This is a genomic window from Bacillus sp. ISL-46 (genome assembly GCF_018613205.1).
Window position 1 is genome coordinate 258,197 of the sequence record NZ_JAGGQR010000011.1, and the last position, 22,330, is coordinate 280,526.

The window sequence follows — 22,330 nt, forward strand, 5'->3', positions numbered from 1 at the left end:
GTTTTTATTAAAATTACATTACCATGCCGCCATCTATATGCAATGTTTGTCCTGTCATGTAGGCAGAATCATCAGAAGCAAGGAATGCGGTGATTTTGGCGATGTCTTTAGGCTCTCCTAATCTTGCTAAAGGAATCAGTTTTAACATTTCTGTTTTTACATCTTCAGGTAATTTTTCGGTCATATCCGTTGTGATGAAGCCAGGTGCAATGGCATTTACGGTAATATTGCGAGATGCCAGCTCTTTAGCCGTTGTTTTTGTTAAACCAATGACCCCAGCTTTTGCCGCCACGTAGTTTGCCTGTCCTGGATTCCCACTTACACCAACAATCGATGCAATATTAATGATGCGTCCTACCCGTTGCTTCATCATTTGTCTTGTTACTGCTTTTGTACAAAGGAAGACACCTTTAAGATTGATATTAATTACGTCGTCCCATTCTTCTTCTTTCATTCTCATTAATAAATTATCTCTGGTAATACCCGCATTATTGACGAGAATGTCAAGTTTCCCAAAGCGGTCTATCGTTCCCTTAACCATTTCTGCGACTTCTTCTGAGTTTGAAACATCACATTTTACAGCGAATGCCTCTCTCCCAAGTGCCTTTATTTCATCAACAACCTCATTTGCTTTGGCTTCACTGCCAGAAAAATTAACCGCCACATTTGCTCCTTGTCGTGCAAGTTCAAGAGCGATTTCTCTGCCAATACCTCTTGATGCACCTGTTACAAGTGCTGCTTTTCCTTCAAGATTCATAGTCTTTCCTCCTTTAACGCATCTATTACAGCTTGTGCGCTTTCCTCGTCCGATACAGAATACGTTGACACTGTTTTATCAATTTTTTTGATTAACCCTGATAAAACTTTCCCAGAACCCACTTCAATAAATGTATCGACACCCAAATCAATCATTTTTCGAACGGAGTCTTCCCATTGTACCGGGGAATAAAGTTGTTCAATTAACTTATCCTTAATTTCTGAGGCAGAACTGATTGGTTCAGCAGAAACGTTTACCACGATTGGGATCCTAGCATCCCTCATTTCAATTTCGTCCAATACTTCACGCAATTGAACTGCTGCTGGCTTCATTAACACGGAATGAAAAGGGCCGCTTACTTCTAATGGAAGCACTCTTTTTGCCCCTGCTTCTTTCGCTTTCACGGCTGCAAGTTCTACCCCTTTTTTCGAACCTGAAATTACAATCTGACCTGGGCAGTTTAAATTTGCTAAAGACACAGGAAAACCAGCATCACTGATTTCTGCCGTCACATTTGATAGCGGAGTGCGATCAAGACCCAGCACAGCCGCCATCGATCCTTCCCCATTAGGTACAGCACTTTCCATAAATTCGCCTCGTTTTCTAACAGCATACACCCCTTCTTCGAAAGTAAAGGTGCCCGCTGCAACAAGGGCCGTATATTCACCTAAACTGTGACCAGCAACAAAATCAGCTTTAATCCCAGATTTTTGGAAGTATACCAATATAGCAATACTTGTTGTTAAAAGGGCTGGCTGTGTATTATAGGTAATTGTCAATTCTTCTTTTGGTCCCTCAAATATAAGTTTACTCAGTTGAGTGTTAAGCTTTTCATCTGCTCTCTTAAAATAATCCATTACCTCGGAGTGTTTCTCTGCTAATTCTTTCCCCATCCCGACGGCTTGTGACCCTTGACCTGGAAACACAAATGCTATTTTCTTCATTTCAATACTCCTTTACCTTTCTACTTTGGCAATACTCGCTTCTTCTGTTGACATTTTAATTAATCCAACAACATCGTTACTTACCATTTCCCTCGTTTGCCGGATGGCGCTAAAAATAGCTTGCCCATTCGAAGATCCGTGAGCCTTAATTACAGGTGCATTTAAACCAAACAGTGCAGCACCGCCATATTCGGAATAATCCATTGTATTCTTTAAAGTTTTAAGATTCGGTTTTAACACAGCGGCAGCTAACTTACTTGTAAAACTGCTCATTAAAGCCGTTTTTAACATTTTAAACATGGACAGTGCCGTTCCTTCAATCGTCTTTAGCACCATGTTACCCGTAAATCCATCGGTAACAACTACATCAGCTGCACCATCAAGTAAATCCCTTGCTTCCACATTACCGACAAAATTGATATTAGCCGTTTTTAATAGTTCAAAGGCCTGCTTGGTAAGTTCATTCCCTTTCTTTTCCTCTGTGCCAATATTTAATAGGCCCACTCTTGGTTGTGTAATTCCTCTTACTTTTGCACTATAAATGGAACCCATCAATGCATATTGCAATAGATGCTCAGGTTTGGCCTCAGCATTGGCCCCGACATCTAGTAAAAGGAAGCCTTCGCCGCCAATGGTCGGAAGCGTTGGTGCTAAGGCCGGGCGGTGAATCCCAGTTATCCTGCCAACCACAAAAAGTCCTGCCGCGACTAAGGCACCTGTATTTCCAGCAGAGATACACGCATCTGCCAATCCATCTGCTACCTGCTGGGCCGCTAGCACCATGGAAGCATTCTTTTTGCGGCGAACTGCTTTTACAGGCTCGTCTGTTCCGAGAATCACTTCGGTTGTATGTATAACTGAAATCCGTTCATGATCAGTTAACGTTTCATTAATTTTATTTTCATCCCCGACAAGGGTAATATGTATATCAGAAAATGCTTGTACAGCTTTTAGTGCGCCTAAAACGATTTCCTTTGGAGCATTGTCGCCGCCCATTGCATCAATTGCTAGGTTCATTTTTTTCCTCATCCTTTACCGATTTTTCGAACGGTACATTTCAAATTCTCCGGTAAAAACAAGTTCATTATTTACAAAACTTGTCACTTCGACACTTGTTCTGCCTAAGTTCCCATCGATTTTTGTTATTCTTGCCTTGGCTATGACACGCTCATTTAATTTTACCAAACGCTTAAATTGAATATTCGCCTTTGCTGTCAACGCCAATTCATCGTTAATGACGGCTACTGCTAGGGAATTTGCCTGTGCGAATACATGATGACCACGGGCAATGTTATTACGAATAAACACATGTTCTTTTTTTACATCAAAAATCGAAATGGCATTTTGATCTAATTCTATATGAATAATTTCACCAATGACTTCTTCAAGCGGAAGGGAGCGGACCTCATCATCCAATCGTTTTTCAGCAACAGTCTTAATTCGTTCCCGTAGTTCCGGGATTGATAATTCTAACCGATCAAGACGGATTGTTTGTACACTTACTTGGAATTTTTCTGCTAAATCTTCATCAGTAATAAATGGATTATCTTTTATTGTAGAGGTTAACAATTGCTGGCGCTCTTTTTTACTTTTTCTCATGAATTTTTACACCGTCCGAGATCTTATGACTAGGTACTAATAGTAGTATAAAATTTGAAATAGCAGATTGCAAGAGTTTGTTTTTTATACATAGCATCTGCTTTTTTTATTCCGGAATTCATTTAAAGGGAAAAAAACTTTATTAATCAAGCTTTTCCCCTTCTAATACAGCTGATTCTTCAAGCATTTTTCTTAAAAATTGATATTCTTCCGCTGTCCAAAAGGTTTTTGATTGGATAAGCATCATCGCATCACTTCTCGCTGTTTCTAGTGCCCGATAATCATGAACCATATCTGCAACCTTAAATTCAGGAACACCACTTTGTTTTCTGCCAAAAAAGTCGCCAGGACCTCTGAGTTCTAAATCCTTTTCACTTAGAACAAATCCATCGTTCGTTTCTGTCATGATCCGCATTCTTTCTTGGCCCACTTCTGATTTAGGACTTGCAAGCAAAATACAGTAGGATTGATCGCTGCCACGTCCAACACGTCCACGAAGCTGGTGAAGCTGAGACAGGCCAAATCTTTCAGCATCATAAATAACCATCATGGTCGCATTTGGTACATTAACACCGACCTCAACAACTGTAGTTGAGACAAGCACCTGTACTTCGTTGGTACTAAACGACTTCATTACGTAGTCTTTTTCTTCCGAACCTAAACGCCCGTGCATAAGGCCTGCTTTATAACGGTTTTGAAAGTATTGGCTTAAAGTATTAAATACATCGATTGCGTTTTGGACATCAAGCTTTTCTGATTCTTCAATGAGCGGGCAAATAACATAGGCCTGATGCCCTTTTTGTAATTCCTTTTCTACAAAAGCAAGAACGCGCTCCAGCATTTCTGGTTTTGCCCAGTAGGTTTCAATTGATTTTCGGCCAGCTGGCATCTCGTCAATAATGGAAACATCCATTTCACCAAACACAGTGATTGCAAGTGTTCGTGGAATCGGTGTCGCAGTCATAAAAAGAACGTCAGGATTCTCACCTTTTTCCCTGAGCACTCTTCGCTGCTCGACCCCAAAGCGATGCTGTTCATCGGTAATGACAAAACCGAGTCTTTTGAAGGTGACCTCATCCTGTATGAGAGCGTGCGTACCAATTAATAGATCAACATTTCCTTCTGCTAGTTCATGAAGGATTTCCTTTCTCCGTTTACCCTTAATAGAACTCGTTAAAAGCTCGCACCTGACATCAAATGGTTCTAGCATTCTTTTTAAGCTTTGCGCATGTTGCTCTGCTAAAATTTCTGTTGGTACCATTAGAGCACCTTGGTAACCTGCTGTTACACTGGCATATAAACCAATTGCAGCCACTACAGTTTTCCCCGAACCAACATCCCCTTGCAACAATCGATTCATGCGTAGGGGTGATTTTAGTTCCGCTAACAATTCATTGACAACCCGTGTTTGAGCATTTGTTAACGGAAATGGAAGACTATTGATAAAACCCTCTACCTGAGTAACTTTATAGTTTTGGCAAATTCCTGGGGAATGTTCCCGTTCAAATTTCCTTAAGGCCTGCATTTTTAGTTGAAACATAAGAAATTCTTCGTAAACAATGCGCCTTCGTGCCTGTTTCACATCCTCTTGGCTGCTCGGAAAGTGCATTGCTTCAATCGCCCCCTGTCTATCAAGAAGGCGATACTTTTTTAAGAATGCTGCTGGCAGTGTTTCTTCAATAAAATGTCCATATTGCTGGAAAGCAATGCTGATAAACTTTCGTATTCCCTTCGTTGTTAATTTCCCTCTTAATGAGTACACAGGCTCAAAATCCTTTGTCTTGGCGTTTGTGCCTGTCTGCATTTCATTTGCAGTGATCGTTTGCCGATGGGCATCCCATTTTCCTGTGACCGTTATCGTTTCATTAATAATGATTTTATTTTTCAAATAGGGTTGGTTAAAAAAGACTACTTTGATTAAATGAGAACCAACGAAAAGTCGGATCATTAGTTTGGATTTCTTCCTTCCATAATAGACAAGAGAAGGCTCGCTATGAACCTTCCCTTCCACTGTTACTTTCTCATCATGCTGTACCTCTGTTATTTCACGAAGGCGGTAATCTTCATAACGATAAGGAAAATATTCCAATAAATCTTGTATCGTAAAGATTTTCATTTCTGAAAAAATCTCAGCAGTCTCTTCACCAATTCCCTTAATGACAGTTATTGTTTGATTAAGATGTGGATTCACTATTACACGACTCCCCCACTAAGCGCTGTTATATCTATTGATATTGTTTTAATTTACTTTTTCTAACTTCTTTTTTACAAAAAGGCTGTGTTATACTTGCCTGTTGATTTCCGCTCCAGGCGCTTCGCTCCAATCAACATTGCTACAAAATCAACAATGACCTTTAACACAGCCTACAAAAAAAAGAAGGGAACTCCCCTTCTATTTTAGCGGTTCATTATTCAATTGAAAAGATAAATGAATACAACGGCTGCCCGCCGTTATGGATTTCTACTTCTACATCTTCATAAGTCTCTTCCACAAACTGTGTCAGCTGATTTACTTCTTCTTCGCTAACGTCTTCCCCATAAATGATGGTCAAGATTTCTGAATCGTCTGCGAGCATTTGTGAAAGTAATTCTTCAGCTACTTTTCCTTTGTTCTTGTTCTTTACCACAATTTTCCCCTCAGCAATACCCATAAAATCATCTTTCTCGATTTCTAAACCATCAATCTGGGTATCTCGTACAGCGAAGGTTATTTGACCAGTCTTTACGTGTTTTAGGGCATCATTCATTGCAGACTCATTGGCGTGAAGTTCCGCTGACGGATTAAATGCTAAAAGAGCCGAAAGTCCTTGAGGGACAGTTTTGGATGGTATGACATAAATATCTTCTTCTGCCACATCGGCTGCCTGCTGGGCTGCCATAATAATGTTTTTATTATTAGGTAAAATAAATACCTTTTTAGCATTAACTTCCTTAACAGCCTTCACGATATCCTCCGTACTTGGATTCATCGTTTGCCCGCCTTCTATTACGGCATGGGCGCCAATACTTCTAAATAAATCTGCAATTCCTGCTCCCATGGAAACCGTTACAATTCCGTATTCTTGCTGCTCTTTTGGCGGCTTCTGTTGTACAGCAACGGGTGCCATATGTGTTTCACCAACAATATTGGTATGTTGTTGACGCATGTTTTCAATCTTCATATTTATTAAATTTCCGTACTTTTGTCCGTAGCTTAGTACTTCGCCAGGCTGTTCGGAATGTATATGGACTTTTACAACGTCTTCATCCGCTATGACTAATAAAGAATCACCTAATTTGCTGAGGTCATTTCGGAAAACCCCTTCACTGAAAGGATGCTTGGCTGTCTTTTCCTGTTCAAAGCGAACCATAAATTCGGTGCAGTATCCAAATTCAATATCTGCCGTGTTAATATGTCCCTGGACATTTTTGTGGTGTTCAGTATTAACCAATTCATCCATAGAAAGAGATGCAGAAGGTGTATCGGGAAGTTTTTCGCCTTTTAGGACCGCAAGAAATCCTTCGTAAACAAACACAAGACCTTGTCCGCCACTATCGACAACACCGACTTCCTTTAACACTGGAAGCAGATCAGGAGTGCGCTTTAATGAAGCTTTTGCTTCTTGTAAAACTTCTTCCATAATTACAATAATATCATTTGAATTCTGGGCAGCTTGTACGCCCTTTTTAGCTGAATCCTTTGCTACAGTTAAAATGGTTCCTTCAACAGGCTTCATTACTGCTTTATACGCAGTTTCTACTCCAGCCTCGAAGGCATGGGCAAAATCATTCCCTGAAATTTGCTCTTTCATTTCTACTGCCTTAGAAAAACCACGGAACAACTGTGAAAGGATCACTCCTGAATTTCCGCGAGCCCCCATCAGCAATCCTTTAGAAAGGGCTACTCCAACTTTACCAATATGTTCTTGAACATTATTTTTTACTTCTTTCGCCCCTGATGTCATTGATAAATTCATGTTTGTTCCAGTATCACCATCGGGCACGGGAAAAACGTTTAGAGCATCAACCATTTTTGCATTTGCAGCCAAATGATTTGCACCTTGAATCACCATCTCGGCAAAACGTTTTCCATCTAAAGCTGTTATTGACACAAACTTTCCTCCTCTACTTGAGGTTCATTACACGAACTTAAGGGTTCGTCACTCGAACTCCCTGAACGTAAATATTTACCGAGTCAACGGCAAGTCCAACAGTCTTATCGAGGGTGTATTTAACCTTTGATTGCACGTTGTGGGCAATTTCGGAAATTTTCGTTCCATAGCTAACAATAATGTACATATCAATATGTAATGCCTCATTTTCTTGGCGGACGATCACGCCGCGAGTGAAATTTTCTCTTCGTAGTATTTCCGTAATTCCGTCTTTAATTTGATTCTTTGAGGCCATACCGACAATTCCATAGCATTCGATTGCCGCTCCTCCAGCGATGGTCGCGATTACTTCGTTTGAAATATCAATTTGTCCGAACTTTGTTTTTAATTCAATGGACATGAATCGTTCCCCCTCTTGAAAAAATTGCTCCTTGACTACAGTCATTTTACTATAGTCAATGCAATATTGAAAGTTATTCCTGCCTGTTTAAAATAAGAGCATTTAATTAATAGGGATGTCAAGGCTTTTTTCTTGAAAGGTAACTATTGCAATCAAATAAGTTGTATGATAAATTATTAAGGTATCTCAAGTCTAGAAAATTTGTTCAATCAATTTTCTTTTTTCAGATGAGGATCTTAAAGATAGCTGTATAAAGCTTTTGGTAGTTAAGGAGGGAAATCATTATGCCACGTCAATGTGTTGTAACTGGAAAGAAAACAACAACTGGTAACGCACGTTCTCACGCTATGAACGCAAATAAGCGTACATGGGGTGCTAACCTACAAAAAGTACGTATTCTTGTTGATGGAAAGCCTAAACGTGTTTGGGTTTCTGCAAGAGCGTTAAAATCAGGTAAAGTAGAACGCGTTTAATATGGAAAAGGCATCCGTTGAGGATGTCTTTTCTTTATATACAAAAAGTACAATTACTCTACAACCCTATTATTCCCTATTTAACCAAATAAAAAGCACCCAAATTAAACGGGTGCCATTCGTTAATGAAAAGATTATCTAGATAAAAACCCATGCTATTCGTTCTTTTTAAACGCCCCTATCATCGCACGGACAAGTCCGCCTAAAAATTTCGGCAATTTAATTGTATAGAATTTCATACTGTCCCTCCTCACAAATCTCCCCAGCTTATTCATCTCAACTTTTTTCGAACGCCCTACCATTTTATTCAAACGAACGAAATCAGTACCAAATTGTATTGCATATTAATCGTGACTTCTTATCACTATTAATATGCCTTCAGAAAATGAAAAAGTACCATATTCACTAATAAGTTCATTACTAATACATAGTGTTGACCCGATTGGAATATGACGATTTTCCAAAGGAAATTTAAAGCCCTTTAGGGTGAGATTGCTGACATTTAGCGTTAAAGGAACAAAGGAAATATATTTTTTTTTGTTTATTTTTTCAATTGTATAGTGCCCAGGTTCTTTAATAAAAATGATGTTATAGCGGTCAATCAAGCAGATATCAGCCGATTTTTTGGCTTTGAACTGATTCAGCAATAAGTGCACATTGGCAAATAAATGATCAAGTCTCCCCCCAGTTGCACCGAACATACGGATCATACTTGGATTCTGATCAAGTGCCCAATTGAAGGCTAACTCCATGTCTGTTTCATCTTTTTCCGGCTTATACTTCTTTAATTCTACTACACGTTCTTCAATAAACATTAATTCCTCAGATGATACTGAATCGAAATCCCCAAAGGCAATGACCGGAGTTATATTTCTTTTTAACAAATGATAGACACCTCGGTCAACTCCGACCCAAATTGCATCTTTCTCTAGATACTCTGTTAAATCAGGTAATAGGCTTTCAGGTCCTCCGGCTAGAATATTAATAATCATAAAACTAACTCCTTTTCCATATGCAAAAAGCCAGCGCTAAAGCTGGCTCTTATCATTAACCTCTTATTTGCGAAATTGCCTTGGCATAATCTTCTTCATTATAAATAGCCGAGCCTGCAACAAGTACATTTGCGCCGGCTTCCATGCATAGCTTTGCCGTTTCTGAATTAACACCGCCGTCAATTTCAATCTCAATGTCTAAGCCTTTTTGTTCTGCCATTTCTTTAACTTTTCTTATTTTCGGAAGTACCTCTGGTATGAATTTTTGCCCACCGAACCCTGGATTAACCGACATTAATAATACCATATCAATGTCTCCAATTATGTGCTGAATGGATTCCACGGGGGTTGCCGGGTTTAAAACAACACCCGCCTTGATACCAAAGGATTTAATATTTTGGACTGTGCGGTGAAGATGACGACATGCTTCCACATGTACGGTAATAAAATCGGCTCCAGCTTTGGCAAATGCCTCAATATATTGATCAGGGTTTTCAATCATTAGGTGTACATCAAGTGGCAGCTTCGTAATCGGACGAATGGCCTCAACAATAAGCGGACCAATCGTAATATTTGGTACAAAGTGACCATCCATGACATCGACATGAATATAGTCTGCTCCACCTTTTTCAACAGCAATAATCTCTTCACCTAATTTCGAAAAATCGGCGGAAAGAATCGAAGGTGCTATTTTTACCATCTTTAATACCTCGGCTTTCTATCTTTTATCTCCTGTAGGAAATCCAGATAATGGTCATATCGGTACCTAGGGATTTCACCTGATTCAACTGCATGTTTCACACCGCATTTCGGTTCGGTCCCATGCAAGCATCCTCGGAATTTACAATTCTCACTTGCTCTTTGCATTTCAGGAAAACATGAAGTCAAATCTTCGGCTTCAATATTGGTAAATTCTAATGAACTGAAGCCTGGTGTATCAGCTATTAATCCATTTCCAATCTTTATTAACTCCACATGTCTTGTCGTGTGTTTTCCACGGCCAAGATGCGACGAAATATCATTTGTTTTCAAATCAAGATCAGGTCTAAGGACATTTAGCAAAGATGATTTTCCTACACCTGACTGACCAGCAAAAACAGATATTTTATTATCAATGTGTGGACTTAACAGTTCAACCCCCGCTTCGGTTTCGGAAGAAGTTAGGATTACTTTATACCCTGCAGACGAATACTGCTCTGCATAAATCTTAATCTTCTTTTGCTGCTCTTCGTTTGTGAGGTCCATTTTAGTGATACAAATAAGCGGTTCAATCCGATTAAATTCAACTAGCACAAGGAAACGATCTAAAAGAACAGTACTGAAATCTGGTTCAACAGCCGAAAACACAAGGATCGCTTGATCTACATTCGCAATGGGGGGACGTATCAATTCGTTCTTTCGTGTCTTCACTTCCATAATGTAGCCTTCCAAGTCATTTTCTGCTTGAAAAACAACTTCGTCTCCAACAAGGGGGGTAATTTTATTCTTTCTAAATATCCCTCTACCACGGCATTGGATCAACTTGTCATCATCAAGAACATAATAGAAACCGCTTAATGCTTTAACAATTTTCCCTTCAGGCATAGCCACACTCCTTGTCATTCATTTCGAAAACATCAACTTATCATTCAAAATTCTGTTAACTGATTTGATAAAGAGCAAAGTAATATTAATTACTCTGTTTCTGGATAGTTAATTACGTCCTCTGCTATCACCTTGCTGTCACGAATAATCTTATAGCCCGCTTTTCCGCCATATGGAATAGTAAGTTCTATTTGTTTTTTTGTCGTTTCAGTTATAAAAAATGATTCGGCAGGTTCCGTCATACTATGATTCATATCTTCGATGTAGATTAAAACCTCTTGTTTTTGAACAGGATCTCCTGGCACTGGCACTGGGACAGTCGGTTCATAATCAATTGTTATATCTTTAACTACCGTTTTGGGCGGTTTTTCTTCTTTTCCTTTTGAAATAATGACTGATACCTTATCGCCTTTTTTCAGTTCTGTTCCAGACTTTGGTGTTTGTGAAATTACCATGCCAGCAGGAATTTTTTCATCATATTTTTCTTCTGAGACATCTAAAGTCAGCCCTACTAATAAGGCATAATCCTCGGCCCCTTTTAAATTGTATTCGGTTAGGTCCCTTAGGACAATTATTTCAGGTCCTTTACTGACTTCAAATTCTAATGCAGTATCTTCAGGAATAATTTCTTCGCCTCCTGAAGGGTTTTGGCTAATAATGGTTCCTGGTTCACTCTCATCGTATTTCTCAGTTTTCAAAATATCTTTAAAACCCCTGTCTTCTAATAAACGGAAAATATCATCATATATCCGGCCTACATAATTAGATAGCTCAATTTTTTCTTTACCAGTACTAATATATAAATTAACCTTTGCGTTCTCCTTGACTGTACTGCCAATTTCGGGGTCGGTCTTGATAACCTTTCCTTCAACCACCAGATCATCAGGAATTTCAACCTGTTTGTCAACCACTATTCCGCTGAGCTGAAGCTCAGAAATCGCATCATCAACATCCATTCCACTTACGTCAGGAATTTTGACGTCCTTAGCAGACAATAAATCAGGTAAAAATGTAACCGTTAATAGTCCGAGAATGGAAAGTATAAGGAAAGTCGAAATTAAGATCATCGGCCATTTTTTCCGCTTTTTCTTACTAGTTTTCTCCTTATTAGGTGTATCCTTTTTGGCAGGCAATATTTTATCATTACTATGCACTAATGTTTCATCAAGGTTTTTATGTGGACGGTCATTTGTTATGATTGGAATGGCTTTTGTTGCCTCATCATCAATTGGAATAATAAACTTCGGTTCATCCATTCTTTCAGGATTTAGCGCCGTCCTTAAATCCTCCTCCATTTCATCGACACTGTTATAACGATGGAATGGATCCTTTGCCGTTGCTTTTAGGACTATATTCTCCACACTTTGCGGTATAGTTGAATTCCACCTTCTAACAGAAGGTGTTTCTGACTGGAGATGTTTCAATGCAATCGAAACGGCTGATTCCCCTGAGAATGGAAGCCTGCCTGTTAAAATTTCGAACATGACAATCCCAAGTGAATAAATATCAGATTTCCGATTAGCCATTCCCCCACGAGCTTGTTCCGGTGATAAATAGTGGACAGAACCCAACACAGAATTTGTTTGGGTAATGCTTGTCGCGCTTAAGGCCATGGCTATCCCAAAATCAGTAATTTTCACACTGCCATTAGGATCAATTAGAATGTTATGCGGCTTTATATCACGATGAATAATATGATTTTGATGGGCATGGGAAATTGCAGATGTTAATTGCATCATTATGTCTAATGCTTTTTCTACACGGAGTGACGAATGCTGGTTTATGTATTGCTTTAATGTTTGCCCATTCACATATTCCATAACAATATAGTAAAGAGAATCTTCTTCACCCACATCATAAATACTAACGATATTTGGATGGGTAAGACTTGTGGCAGATTGTGCTTCTCTATGAAAGCGTCGAATAAATTCTTCATCATTGGCAAAATCAAGGCGGAGCATTTTCACGGCAACTTCTCTATCCAGTATCATATCATGTGCTAAATAGACATTGGCCATTCCGCCTCCGCCTATCATTTTAAGAATTTTATAGCGGCCGCTTATTCTTTTCCCTATAATCACTGCTCATCACCCAATTCAAAATCATTAGCATATTCTAATATGATCAGGGTAATATTGTCTTCTCCACCGTTATCATTTGCAATCTTAATTAATGTGGAAGCCTTTTGTTCAAGTGATTCTTCATTTTGAAGAATTTCAACCATTTCCTGTTCGTTTACTTTATTTGACAACCCATCCGAACATAATAGGAGAAAATCTCCTTCTTCGAACATTATCGTTTTTATATCGATTTTTACATCCTGTTCTGTTCCTAACGCTCTTAATATCCAATTTTTCCTGGGATGATGTTCTGCATCCTCTTTAGTGATTTGTCCAGTTCGGACTAACTCATTCACAAGTGTATGGTCCTCAGTTAGCTGCTGGAAGCCAGTATCATTTAAGATATAACAACGACTATCCCCCACATGTGCAATCGTTGTAAAATTTTCAGAAGCAATCACTGCCTCTATAGTAGTACCCATACCTTCGCATTCCACGTGACTTCTTGAATGGTCAAACAATAATTGATTAACCTGGAGAACATGGGTTTTCAGCCATGCTTCGGCTTGATCTGCTGTACGAATTCCTTCAGATTTCTCCCACATTTCTTGAAGATGCGTAACGCTCATGCTACTAGCAACATCACCGGCAAGGTGACCGCCCATGCCATCTGCTACGATGGCAAGACGGTGTCCATCCCGATTAACAAAAGTACCACCACTATCCTCATTATTCTGGCGAACTCTACCTTGGTCCGTTTTAAAAACAGCCTTCACTTTTGTCACCTCGTCTCCTCTTTCCGCTCCTTTGCACGAAGTTGCCCACATGCTGCAGCGATATCTGAACCTTGCTCCCTGCGAATGGTTACATTAATACCTCGGTTTTTCAATGTTTTTTCAAAAGCAAAAATTTTGTCTCTTGGAGTCCGTACATAATCTCTTTCAGGAACATAGTTTACAGGAATTAGATTCACATGACATTTTAATCCTTTTAATAATATAGCTAACTCTTCAGCATGCTCGACTGAATCGTTTACACCGCCAAAAAGACCATATTCAAAGCTTATTCTACGACCTGTCTTATCGATATAATACCTTACTGCTTCCATTAAGTCATCAAGTTTATAAGCCTTATTAATAGGCATTAGCCTTGAACGTAATTCGGTATTGGGAGCGTGGAGAGAAATAGCAAAATTAATTTGTGTATTTTCATCTGCAAATTGATAAATTTTCGGAACGATACCACTTGTTGATACGGTTATATGGCGTGCTCCGATATTAAGAGCCTTTTCATGATTGATTATTTTTAAAAATGATAACATATTATCATAATTATCAAATGGCTCACCAATTCCCATGATAACAACTGAATTTACACGCTCATCTGTTTCATCAAGTGTTTGCTGAACTTTTACAACTTGTGCGACAATCTCTCCTGCCTCTAAGTGTCTTTTTAAGCCGCCTAATGTAGAGGCACAAAAAGTACAACCTATTCGGCAGCCTACCTGTGTCGTAACACAAACGGAGTTTCCATAATCATGACGCATTAGCACCGTTTCAATGGAGTATCCATCTTGAAGTTCAAAAAGGAATTTTATGGTTCCATCAGATGATGTTTGTTGAATCGCCGTATTTAATGTTGTTAATTCAAAATGGCTAGCAAGCTTATCTCTTAAGCCTTTTGATACATTACTCATATCCTCAAATGATGTAATTCGTTTTTTATAAAGCCATTCATAGATTTGTTCGGCACGGAATGCCTTTTCAGCATTTTCAGTCAGCCAATTCTTTAATTCGTTAAGCTGCAATGAATAAATTGATTTCTTCTTAATTTCCTTAGCTGTGTTTGTCTCAGTTGTATTTAATTGTTCCAACTGTTACACCTTCTTCCTTAAAACTGCAATATAGAACCCATCTGACCCAAGATCTTGTGGGAATATCTGTAAATCAAAACCCGTAATCAATGGTTGGATAGCTTCAGGCATCCTGTTTTTAAATGATAAATCTCCTTCGAATTCAGGGTTATTCTCGAGGAATGTCTTAACCGTGTATTCATTTTCCTCTTTATCTACAGTACAAGTACTATAGACTAGGATGCCATCCTTTTTCAATAAAGGGGATACGGACATTAATAAGTCTTGCTGGATCGTACTTAACCGCTCAATATCCTTCTCTGTTTTTGTGTATTTCATATCAGGCTTTCTCCTCATTACTCCAAGACCCGAGCACGGAGCATCCAGAAGGATACGATCAAATGATTCTTTGTTGAATTTTTCTTGTATTTGTCTGGAATCAGATACGCTTGTTTTTATATTTTCTAACCCTAGTCGCTTGGCATTATCATTGATTAATCTGACTTTGTGCTGATGAAGATCAACCGATATGACTTCTCCCGTATTATCCATTTTTTCAGCGATATGTGTACTTTTACCACCTGGTGCTGCACAAGCATCAAGGATAAATTCGTTTTGCTTTGCCCCTAATGCATAGGCGGCGAGCATCGAGCTTTCATCTTGAATAGTAAACATTCCATATTTAAAAGCAATGGTAGAAGCTAAATTCCCCTTTAACGATCTGATCGCCTCAGGAATAATTGGACTTTTTTCGATTTGAAAACCATCTTCTTCTAAAATCGCAACACATTCATCTCTTGAAATTTTCGTGAGATTAATCCTAGCTGTTTGCAATGGTGCTGTTAGGTTAACTTCACACATTTCTTTTGTTTTTTCATAGCCAAATTGGTTAACCCATCGGGTAATTAGCCATTCAGGGTGGCTAGTTTCAAGTGATAGTCTTTTGTTTGGGTCCGAGACTTCCTCCATGGATGGGAGCCCTTCTCTTTGAATACTCCGCAATACTCCATTTACCAAACTTGCTATCCCCTTATGACCACGACTTTTGGCAATTTCTACTGCTTCGTAGATCGCTGCTCTGTCCGGAATTCGATCGAGATAAATCATTTGATAAAGCGTTAGTCTAAGTAAATGATGAACCCAATTGGCTAATTTTTTATTATCTTTGACAAAAGGCTCTAAATAATAGTCAAGTGCCATTCTTCTTTGTAAGGTTCCATAAGTCAATTCCGTTAGCAGTCCGACGTCTTTAGGAGACAATTCGTGTTTTTCAATTGTATTATTTAGAAGTAAATTGCTGTAAGATTGGTTTTTCTCAATAGCAACTAAACTATCCATTGCGATTGCCCGTACATTATTTATTGTTGAAGTCATTTTATTCTCCCAGCTTGGTGCCTATTGAAATTTTTGAACCCCGTAAAAATTGTTCACTCATCATTTTTGTTTTTCCAGAGGGCTGAAGTTCAATGATTTTGATTGCCGTTTCATTACCGGCTGATACCGAAAAGCCATCCGATTCTATATTAATAATTGTTCCAGGTACTTCCATTTTCTGTCCAGATACCTTTTCTGCCCGCCATATTTTTAAGACCTGACCATTCACGGTTGTAAACGCAACTGGCCATGGATTTAGAGCACGAATATGATTAAAGATTTCTTCACCTGTTTTTGTCCAATTAATTTTTTCTTGTTCTCGCTTAATATTGGCAGCAAATGTGGCTTCTTCATTGTTTTGAGGCTTAGGCGTCAGACGGCCTTCCAAAAGAAGCGGCAAGGTTTCTGCCAACAATTTAGCCCCGGCTGTACTTAATTTAATGTGCAATGTACCAACATTGTCCTCTTCAGCAATTGGGACTTCAATACTTGTTAAAATATCCCCAGCATCTAATTTTTCAACCATATACATGATGGTAACACCTGTTTTTTGTTTTCCTTGCATAATTGCATAATGAATAGGAGCACCACCACGAAGTTCTGGGAGCAGGGATGCATGAACATTTATACAACCGTATTTAGGCGCTTCTAACAGCTTATTGGGTAGGATTTGCCCAAACGCAGCAGTAACAATTAAATGTGGATTCAAGGAAAGGATTTTTTCAAGTTCTTCTTCTTGACGGATTTTTTCTGGTTGAAAGACAGGAATAGAATGTTTCAAGGCTTCTACCTTAACCGGGGGAGGTGTTAAAATCTTTTTTCTTCCCACCGGTCGATCTGGTTGTGTAACTACTCCAATGACATCATATCCATCTTTAATCAGTTGTTGTAAGATTGGCACAGAAAAATCTGGAGTACCCATAAAAACAATTTTCGTCATTCAACTTCTACTCCTTTTAACTCATCTTCCTCGAGATATCTCGTCACTTTAGATGTAAATAAAATCCCGTCCAGATGATCGATTTCATGTTGAATCGCCCTTGCTAGGAATTCTTCTGCTTCTAATGTGTATTTTCTGCCTTTACGGTCAAATGCTTCAATTTTAACAAAATTGGGCCTTGTCACTTCACCGAATAATCCAGGGAAACTTAAACAACCTTCTGGTCCAGTTTGTTCACCGGATGTTTCTAATATTACTGGGTTAATCATTTCGATTGTCCCTAATTCATCATCGATATCAACAATTGCGATGCGTGCGTCCAATCCAATTTGCGGAGCAGCTAGTCCCACCCCATCATATTCAATCATCGTGTCATACATATTATCAAGTATTTTTGCAAGCTTTTTATCAAACTTAATCACTGGCTTGCAAGTCTGCTCAAGTATCTCAGCAGGGTAATTTATTACTTTGAGTATAGGCAAATTATTTCCCCCATTAATTCCATTCTTATATAGGCGTTTTAAATTTATTAATTGCTTACATTTTCACCAAAAATGCGAAATAATAACCTTTGATGACCAGGTTACCTTTGGCTAACTTACATTAATATAAATGGATTTACATCTATTGAAACCAACAAGCCGCTTTTAGTATCTTTCTGGTGTTGATCCAAGATGGTTTTTAACATTTTTGTCAAGTTCGGTTCCCGCTTGTATTTTATCAGACATTGATAGCGATATCTATTATTAATCCTAGGAATCGGCGAGGCTGCAGGTCCTAAAACGACGGCATCCTTTGAAACCTGCGAACGTACATAATTAACAATTTTCTCTGTCGCTGTAACGACAGTCATCAACTGGTCATGACTGACTGTTATGAGTGATAGATAATAGAAGGGTGGATAATGATGGGTTTTTCGAATCATCATTTCTCTTTGGTAAAAGAGATCATAATCCTGTGTTCCCGCAAGTTCGACACTATAGTGTTCAGGGGTGTAGGTCTGAATGATGACCTCCCCCGGCAATTGATGACGTCCCGCTCTTCCGCTTACCTGTGTTAATAATTGAAATGTTTTTTCAGACGCACGGAAATCAGGTAAATGCAGCATCGTATCAGCCGAAAGCACACCAACTAGGGTGATATTTGGGAAATCCAGCCCTTTTGCAATCATTTGAGTCCCGAGGAGAATATCTGCTTTGCCATTCTGAAAATCAGTTAATAATCGTTCGTGTGAACCCTTTCGACCAGTTGTATCAACATCCATCCGAATAACCCTTGCTTCTGGGAGAATTTTACCAAGCTCGTCCTCTACCTTTTGAGTACCAGTCCCAAAATACCGAATATAATCACTGGAACACTCCGGGCATTGCTTTGGAACATGGCTTTCATACCCGCAATAATGGCATTTCATTTGTTCATTTACTCGGTGGTAGGTAAGCGATATGTCGCAGTTTGGGCAGTTCATCACATAACCGCAGTCCCGGCACATTACAAATGACGAATGACCCCGTTTATTTAAAAATAAAACAGATTGTTGTTTTTTTTCTATTCGGTCCTTTAGCATATCAAAAAGCTTACGTGAAAACATTGACCGATTTCCGTCACGAAGCTCCTCACGCATATCAATGATCTCTACTGAGGGCAGGGTTTGATTATTCATCCGGTTAGGGAGCGATAATAGATGATACACCTTCTTTTGAGCCCTGGCAAACGACTCGAGTGATGGGGTAGCGCTTCCGAGCACAACCGGACAGTTATAAGTTTTAGCTCTTTCAACTGCAACATCCCTAGCATGATATCGAGGCATATCCTCCTGCTTATAACTTGTTTCATGCTCCTCATCAATAATAATAATTCCTAAGTTCTCAAATGGGGCAAAAATCGCTGATCTTGCTCCTACAGCTACTTTTACTTCTTTACGTTGAATCTTCCGCCACTCATCATATTTTTCTCCAGCTGACAAACCGCTGTGCAAAACAGCCACTAAGTCCCCAAATCTCCCTTTAAAACGATTCACCATTTGGGGAGTGAGTGAAATTTCTGGTACAAGTACTATTGCTTCCTGTCCTCTTTCAATAACTTCTTGAATGGATTGAAGGTAAATTTCGGTTTTTCCGCTTCCTGTTACACCATAGAGCAAGAATACCTCATGTCGATTTGATTCAATCGCATTTAGAATCGGCCCAATCACGGTCTGTTGAGAATTTGTTAATGGTAAGGGCTTTGTTCGTTTAAAGGTCTTATGTTCAAACGGATCGCGGTAAACCTCCATTTCATACTCAGTAAGAAGTTTCTTTTCTACAAGTGCCTTAACAGTTGAGGATGTCGTATTTAATGCAGCGACAAGCTGCCTCAATTCGACTGGTTCGAAATGATTGATAAAATAGCTCAATACTAGTTTTTGCTTTTCAGCTTTTGCTGGAAATCGGACTACTTCATCTTTCAATTCAGCAAGCGATACAAGTGGGCGGACAAACTTACGCTGTTTCTTTTTGACCATCTCCTTAACGATGTAAAGGACTTCAAGTTTACCTTTTGCTGCTTCCTTTTGTAATAAGGGAACCACTCCATTATTCAAAGCATCTTCCCAGTCAATCATTGGATTGTTTTCAAAAAGAGTTTGAAGGGGTTCTGATAAATCAGCAGCCTCCACCCCTGCAGTAATCTTCACTTTTTTTTCGTATTTAGCTTTTAACGCGGCTGGAAGCATCACCTGAAAAGCAAAGATTTTAAAACAAAGTGTATTCTCAGTTAGCCAGTCACCCAGGTCAAGTAAATCCTTGTTTAAGATTGGCTCAAGATCCATGGGCTCGATAATTTCTCTTAATTTTTTAAATTCAGATTGTGTTTTAAGCGATGTGACAAATCCTTGGATTTTTCTCGGACCAAACGGAACGATTACCCTCATTCCCGGCTGGATTGTTCCCCACCACTGCTCTGGAATTAAATAATCGAACGCTCTATCCGTTTGTTTTGCCGGCACATCCACAATCACACTAGCTATTTCCATTTTCATCCATATCCTTCAATAGGGAAGTAATTTCTTCGATAATCCTTATTGCTACATCACTTTTTGACATAATCGGTAAATCTATAGCTGAGCCAGACCGTTTGAAAAGTGTGACAATATTTGTATCTGTCCCAAACCCTGCCCCTTCCGCTTTCACATTGTTTGCAACGATCATATCCGCATTTTTGGCATTTAATTTTTTCCTTGCATATTCTTCAACATTTTCCGTTTCAGCTGCAAAGCCTACAAGCACTTGGTTCTTCTTTCTCTTACCCAACTCAAGCAGGATATCTTTCGTTCGTTCCAACTCTATACTCGAGTCACCGGCTTGTTTCTTTACCTTATGATCATATGCAATTTTTGGACGGTAATCGGCAACGGCGGCTGTTTTAATGACTACATCCGCTGAGTCATAATACTTCAATACTGCATTATACATTTCTTCAGCGCTCTCGACCTTCACCACTTCCATACCTAATGGAGCTGGCAACCCAACCGGTCCCGAAACTAATACAACATGGGCACCTTGTTTTTTTGCCTCAACAGCAAGGGCATAACCCATTTTCCCTGTTGAATGATTGGAAATAAAACGAACAGGATCAATCTTTTCCCGTGTTGGCCCCGCTGTAACCACAACTGTTTTTCCTCTTAAGGTTTGTTGGAATTGATCGGTAAAAAATTGTTGTACATGCTGGACGATTTTTTCCGGCTCTTCCAAGCGGCCCTTCCCTACATATCCACAGGCAAGATAACCTTCACTAGGTTCAATAAATTGATATCCGTACTCAGCCAATATTGAGAGGTTCTTTTTCACAGCAGGATGGTCGTACATATGCACATTCATAGCAGGGGCAATCCAGACTGGTGAGGTAGCTGCAAGCAGGATCGTTGTTATCATATTATCGGCTATTCCACCAGCTATTTTCCCAATCGTATTTGCTGTAGCAGGTGCAACAAGGATTAAATCTGCCCAATCGGCTAAATCAATATGGGCAATGACACGCGGATTTTTTTCATCAAAAGTATCAACATATACTTCATTACGGGATAACGCCTGAAAAGTTAATGGGGTAACAAATTTCTGTGCAGATTCACTTAAAATGACTTTTACATGAGCACCAGCCTGAACAAGCTTACTTGTTAGTGCCGCTGCCTTATATACGGCGATTCCGCCTGTAACACATAATAATATTTTTTTATCCTGTACCATTATTGGATTCCCCCGCTTCTCGTCCATTTCACTCTATCTTTATTATGCTAGAATGAATGCAATTTTTCACCTTTTTCCACTCGTAATTCGACAAATTCTACATAACGAGGATAACCAAAATAAAAAAGGCTGACATGTAAGGATTTCCCCTTTTGTCAGGCCTTCTCTCAGAAATTTACTGTCAATTAATAACTATTTAAGACTACTCAGCAGATGTGTCTGCTTTTTTAGAAATTCGGTAGGTTAGTTCACCGCTGTATATTTCCTCTAGTGCTTTTCCAACATGTTTATGGGAAACGTATTTTGGCAATCTTTCATCTCTTACCTGGGACATCACGCGAGCGCGCTTCGCAGCTACGGAAACAAGCGAGTATTTCGAATCAATTTTCTCAAGCAGCGAATCAATAGAAGGATATAACATTATAATTCAACCTCCAGCAATTTTTTATAGCGGTGTTCAACACGTTCTCTGCGGCAATGCTCCGCAGTAACAATGGATTTCACGCGTTCACAGGCGCGCTCCACTTGGTCATTTTCAACAACATAATCATATAACTCCATCATTTCAATTTCTTCGCGAGCGGAAAGCAGGCGGTTTTGTATGATGTCATCTGTTTCCGTTCCTCTTGTTACAATCCGGTTCTTTAGTTCAGATAAACTTGGCGGCATAAGGAAAATAAATAAACCTTCAGGGAACTTTTCTCGTACCTGACGGGCACCCTTTACTTCAATCTCTAAGAAGACGTCTTTTCCAGCATCCAAAGTGGAACGAACATAGTCAACAGGGGTACCGTAATAATTCCCGACAAATTCGGCATACTCTAACAGTTTGCCCTGTTCAATTAATTGTTCAAACTCTTCTCTTGACTTAAAGAAGTAATCCACTCCATCAATCTCCCCATCTCGAGGTGAGCGGGTTGTCATCGAAATGGAGTATTCAAAAGCTGTATCCGGATGGGAAAAAATTTCTTTCCGAACCGTTCCTTTTCCAACCCCGGAAGGCCCAGAAAGTACAATCAGCAATCCTTTTTCCTGCATTTCAGA

The 22,330-nt window shown here is 39.3% G+C and carries 22 protein-coding genes; 1 reads left to right on the top strand and 21 read right to left on the bottom strand.

Annotated elements, in window-relative coordinates; translation table 11 throughout:
* Nucleotides 1-13: 13 nt before the first annotated feature.
* From fabG to J7E67_RS06285, 7 genes are all read right to left on the bottom strand, one after another.
* Entirely contained in the window at nt 14-757 is a 744-nt protein-coding gene (gene fabG, locus J7E67_RS06255; RefSeq protein ID WP_214731234.1) for a 3-oxoacyl-[acyl-carrier-protein] reductase, read from the bottom strand.
* On the bottom strand, nt 754-1,701 hold the full coding sequence (fabD, locus tag J7E67_RS06260) for an ACP S-malonyltransferase (RefSeq protein ID WP_214731236.1): 948 nt from the start codon (nt 1,699-1,701) through the stop codon (nt 754-756). Before fabD ends, fabG begins: the two co-directional genes overlap by 4 nt.
* Nucleotides 1,702-1,713: 12 nt before the next feature.
* Entirely contained in the window at nt 1,714-2,718 is a 1,005-nt protein-coding gene (gene plsX, locus J7E67_RS06265) for a phosphate acyltransferase PlsX (RefSeq protein WP_214731239.1), read from the bottom strand.
* Between the two features lie 15 nt (nt 2,719-2,733).
* Nucleotides 2,734-3,300 (bottom strand): transcription factor FapR, encoded by a 567-nt coding sequence (gene fapR, locus J7E67_RS06270; protein ID WP_214714598.1) that lies wholly within the window; start codon nt 3,298-3,300, stop codon nt 2,734-2,736.
* 142 nt (nt 3,301-3,442) lie between these two features.
* Nucleotides 3,443-5,491, bottom strand: a complete 2,049-nt coding sequence (recG, locus tag J7E67_RS06275) for an ATP-dependent DNA helicase RecG (RefSeq protein ID WP_214731241.1) — start codon at nt 5,489-5,491, stop codon at nt 3,443-3,445.
* 217 nt (nt 5,492-5,708) lie between these two features.
* The gene (locus tag J7E67_RS06280; RefSeq protein ID WP_214714601.1) at nt 5,709-7,391 is read right to left on the bottom strand and encodes a DAK2 domain-containing protein; all 1,683 of its coding nucleotides are present in this window, start codon (nt 7,389-7,391) and stop codon (nt 5,709-5,711) included.
* 37 nt (nt 7,392-7,428) lie between these two features.
* Nucleotides 7,429-7,791, bottom strand: coding sequence for an Asp23/Gls24 family envelope stress response protein (locus tag J7E67_RS06285; protein ID WP_088086349.1), 363 nt, complete (start codon nt 7,789-7,791; stop codon nt 7,429-7,431).
* 284 nt (nt 7,792-8,075) lie between these two features.
* Here J7E67_RS06285 and rpmB point away from each other — a divergent pair, with 284 nt between their 5' ends.
* A complete protein-coding gene (gene rpmB, locus J7E67_RS06290) occupies nt 8,076-8,264 on the top strand; it encodes a 50S ribosomal protein L28 (protein WP_026566424.1) in 189 nt (62 codons plus the stop codon).
* 155 nt (nt 8,265-8,419) lie between these two features.
* Here rpmB and spoVM read toward each other — a convergent pair whose 3' ends face one another.
* From spoVM to gmk, 14 genes are all read right to left on the bottom strand, one after another.
* Nucleotides 8,420-8,503: a stage V sporulation protein SpoVM gene (gene spoVM, locus J7E67_RS06295; protein WP_035445740.1), complete on the bottom strand. Its 84-nt coding sequence runs from the start codon at nt 8,501-8,503 to the stop codon at nt 8,420-8,422.
* 105 nt (nt 8,504-8,608) lie between these two features.
* Entirely contained in the window at nt 8,609-9,256 is a 648-nt protein-coding gene (locus J7E67_RS06300; protein ID WP_214714603.1) for a thiamine diphosphokinase, read from the bottom strand.
* Between the two features lie 55 nt (nt 9,257-9,311).
* Nucleotides 9,312-9,956 (bottom strand): ribulose-phosphate 3-epimerase, encoded by a 645-nt coding sequence (rpe, locus tag J7E67_RS06305; RefSeq protein ID WP_088086347.1) that lies wholly within the window; start codon nt 9,954-9,956, stop codon nt 9,312-9,314.
* Nucleotides 9,957-9,958: 2 nt separating this feature from the next.
* Complete coding sequence (gene rsgA / locus J7E67_RS06310; protein WP_214714605.1) at nt 9,959-10,840, bottom strand: ribosome small subunit-dependent GTPase A; 882 nt, start codon at nt 10,838-10,840, stop codon at nt 9,959-9,961.
* Nucleotides 10,841-10,929: 89 nt separating this feature from the next.
* Entirely contained in the window at nt 10,930-12,921 is a 1,992-nt protein-coding gene (gene pknB, locus J7E67_RS06315) for a Stk1 family PASTA domain-containing Ser/Thr kinase (RefSeq protein ID WP_214714607.1), read from the bottom strand.
* Nucleotides 12,918-13,676, bottom strand: a complete 759-nt coding sequence (locus J7E67_RS06320) for a Stp1/IreP family PP2C-type Ser/Thr phosphatase (protein WP_308160559.1) — start codon at nt 13,674-13,676, stop codon at nt 12,918-12,920. Before J7E67_RS06320 ends, pknB begins: the two co-directional genes overlap by 4 nt.
* Nucleotides 13,677-13,681: 5 nt before the next feature.
* Complete coding sequence (rlmN, locus tag J7E67_RS06325) at nt 13,682-14,773, bottom strand: dual-specificity RNA methyltransferase RlmN (RefSeq protein ID WP_168242744.1); 1,092 nt, start codon at nt 14,771-14,773, stop codon at nt 13,682-13,684.
* Between the two features lie 3 nt (nt 14,774-14,776).
* On the bottom strand, nt 14,777-16,126 hold the full coding sequence (rsmB, locus tag J7E67_RS06330; RefSeq protein WP_214731244.1) for a 16S rRNA (cytosine(967)-C(5))-methyltransferase RsmB: 1,350 nt from the start codon (nt 16,124-16,126) through the stop codon (nt 14,777-14,779).
* Nucleotide 16,127: 1 nt separating this feature from the next.
* Nucleotides 16,128-17,066: a methionyl-tRNA formyltransferase gene (fmt, locus tag J7E67_RS06335; protein ID WP_214731245.1), complete on the bottom strand. Its 939-nt coding sequence runs from the start codon at nt 17,064-17,066 to the stop codon at nt 16,128-16,130.
* Nucleotides 17,063-17,548, bottom strand: coding sequence for a peptide deformylase (gene def / locus J7E67_RS06340; RefSeq protein ID WP_214714615.1), 486 nt, complete (start codon nt 17,546-17,548; stop codon nt 17,063-17,065). Before def ends, fmt begins: the two co-directional genes overlap by 4 nt.
* A 116-nt stretch (nt 17,549-17,664) precedes the next feature.
* Entirely contained in the window at nt 17,665-20,076 is a 2,412-nt protein-coding gene (gene priA, locus J7E67_RS06345; protein WP_214731259.1) for a primosomal protein N', read from the bottom strand.
* On the bottom strand, nt 20,063-21,286 hold the full coding sequence (gene coaBC, locus J7E67_RS06350; RefSeq protein WP_214731246.1) for a bifunctional phosphopantothenoylcysteine decarboxylase/phosphopantothenate--cysteine ligase CoaBC: 1,224 nt from the start codon (nt 21,284-21,286) through the stop codon (nt 20,063-20,065). The genes priA and coaBC overlap by 14 nt, the downstream gene beginning before the upstream one ends.
* Before the next feature lie 202 nt (nt 21,287-21,488).
* The gene (gene rpoZ / locus J7E67_RS06355) at nt 21,489-21,707 is read right to left on the bottom strand and encodes a DNA-directed RNA polymerase subunit omega (RefSeq protein ID WP_088086339.1); all 219 of its coding nucleotides are present in this window, start codon (nt 21,705-21,707) and stop codon (nt 21,489-21,491) included.
* Nucleotides 21,707-22,324, bottom strand: coding sequence for a guanylate kinase (gene gmk, locus J7E67_RS06360; RefSeq protein WP_214731260.1), 618 nt, complete (start codon nt 22,322-22,324; stop codon nt 21,707-21,709). Before gmk ends, rpoZ begins: the two co-directional genes overlap by 1 nt.
* Nucleotides 22,325-22,330 lie beyond the last annotated feature (6 nt).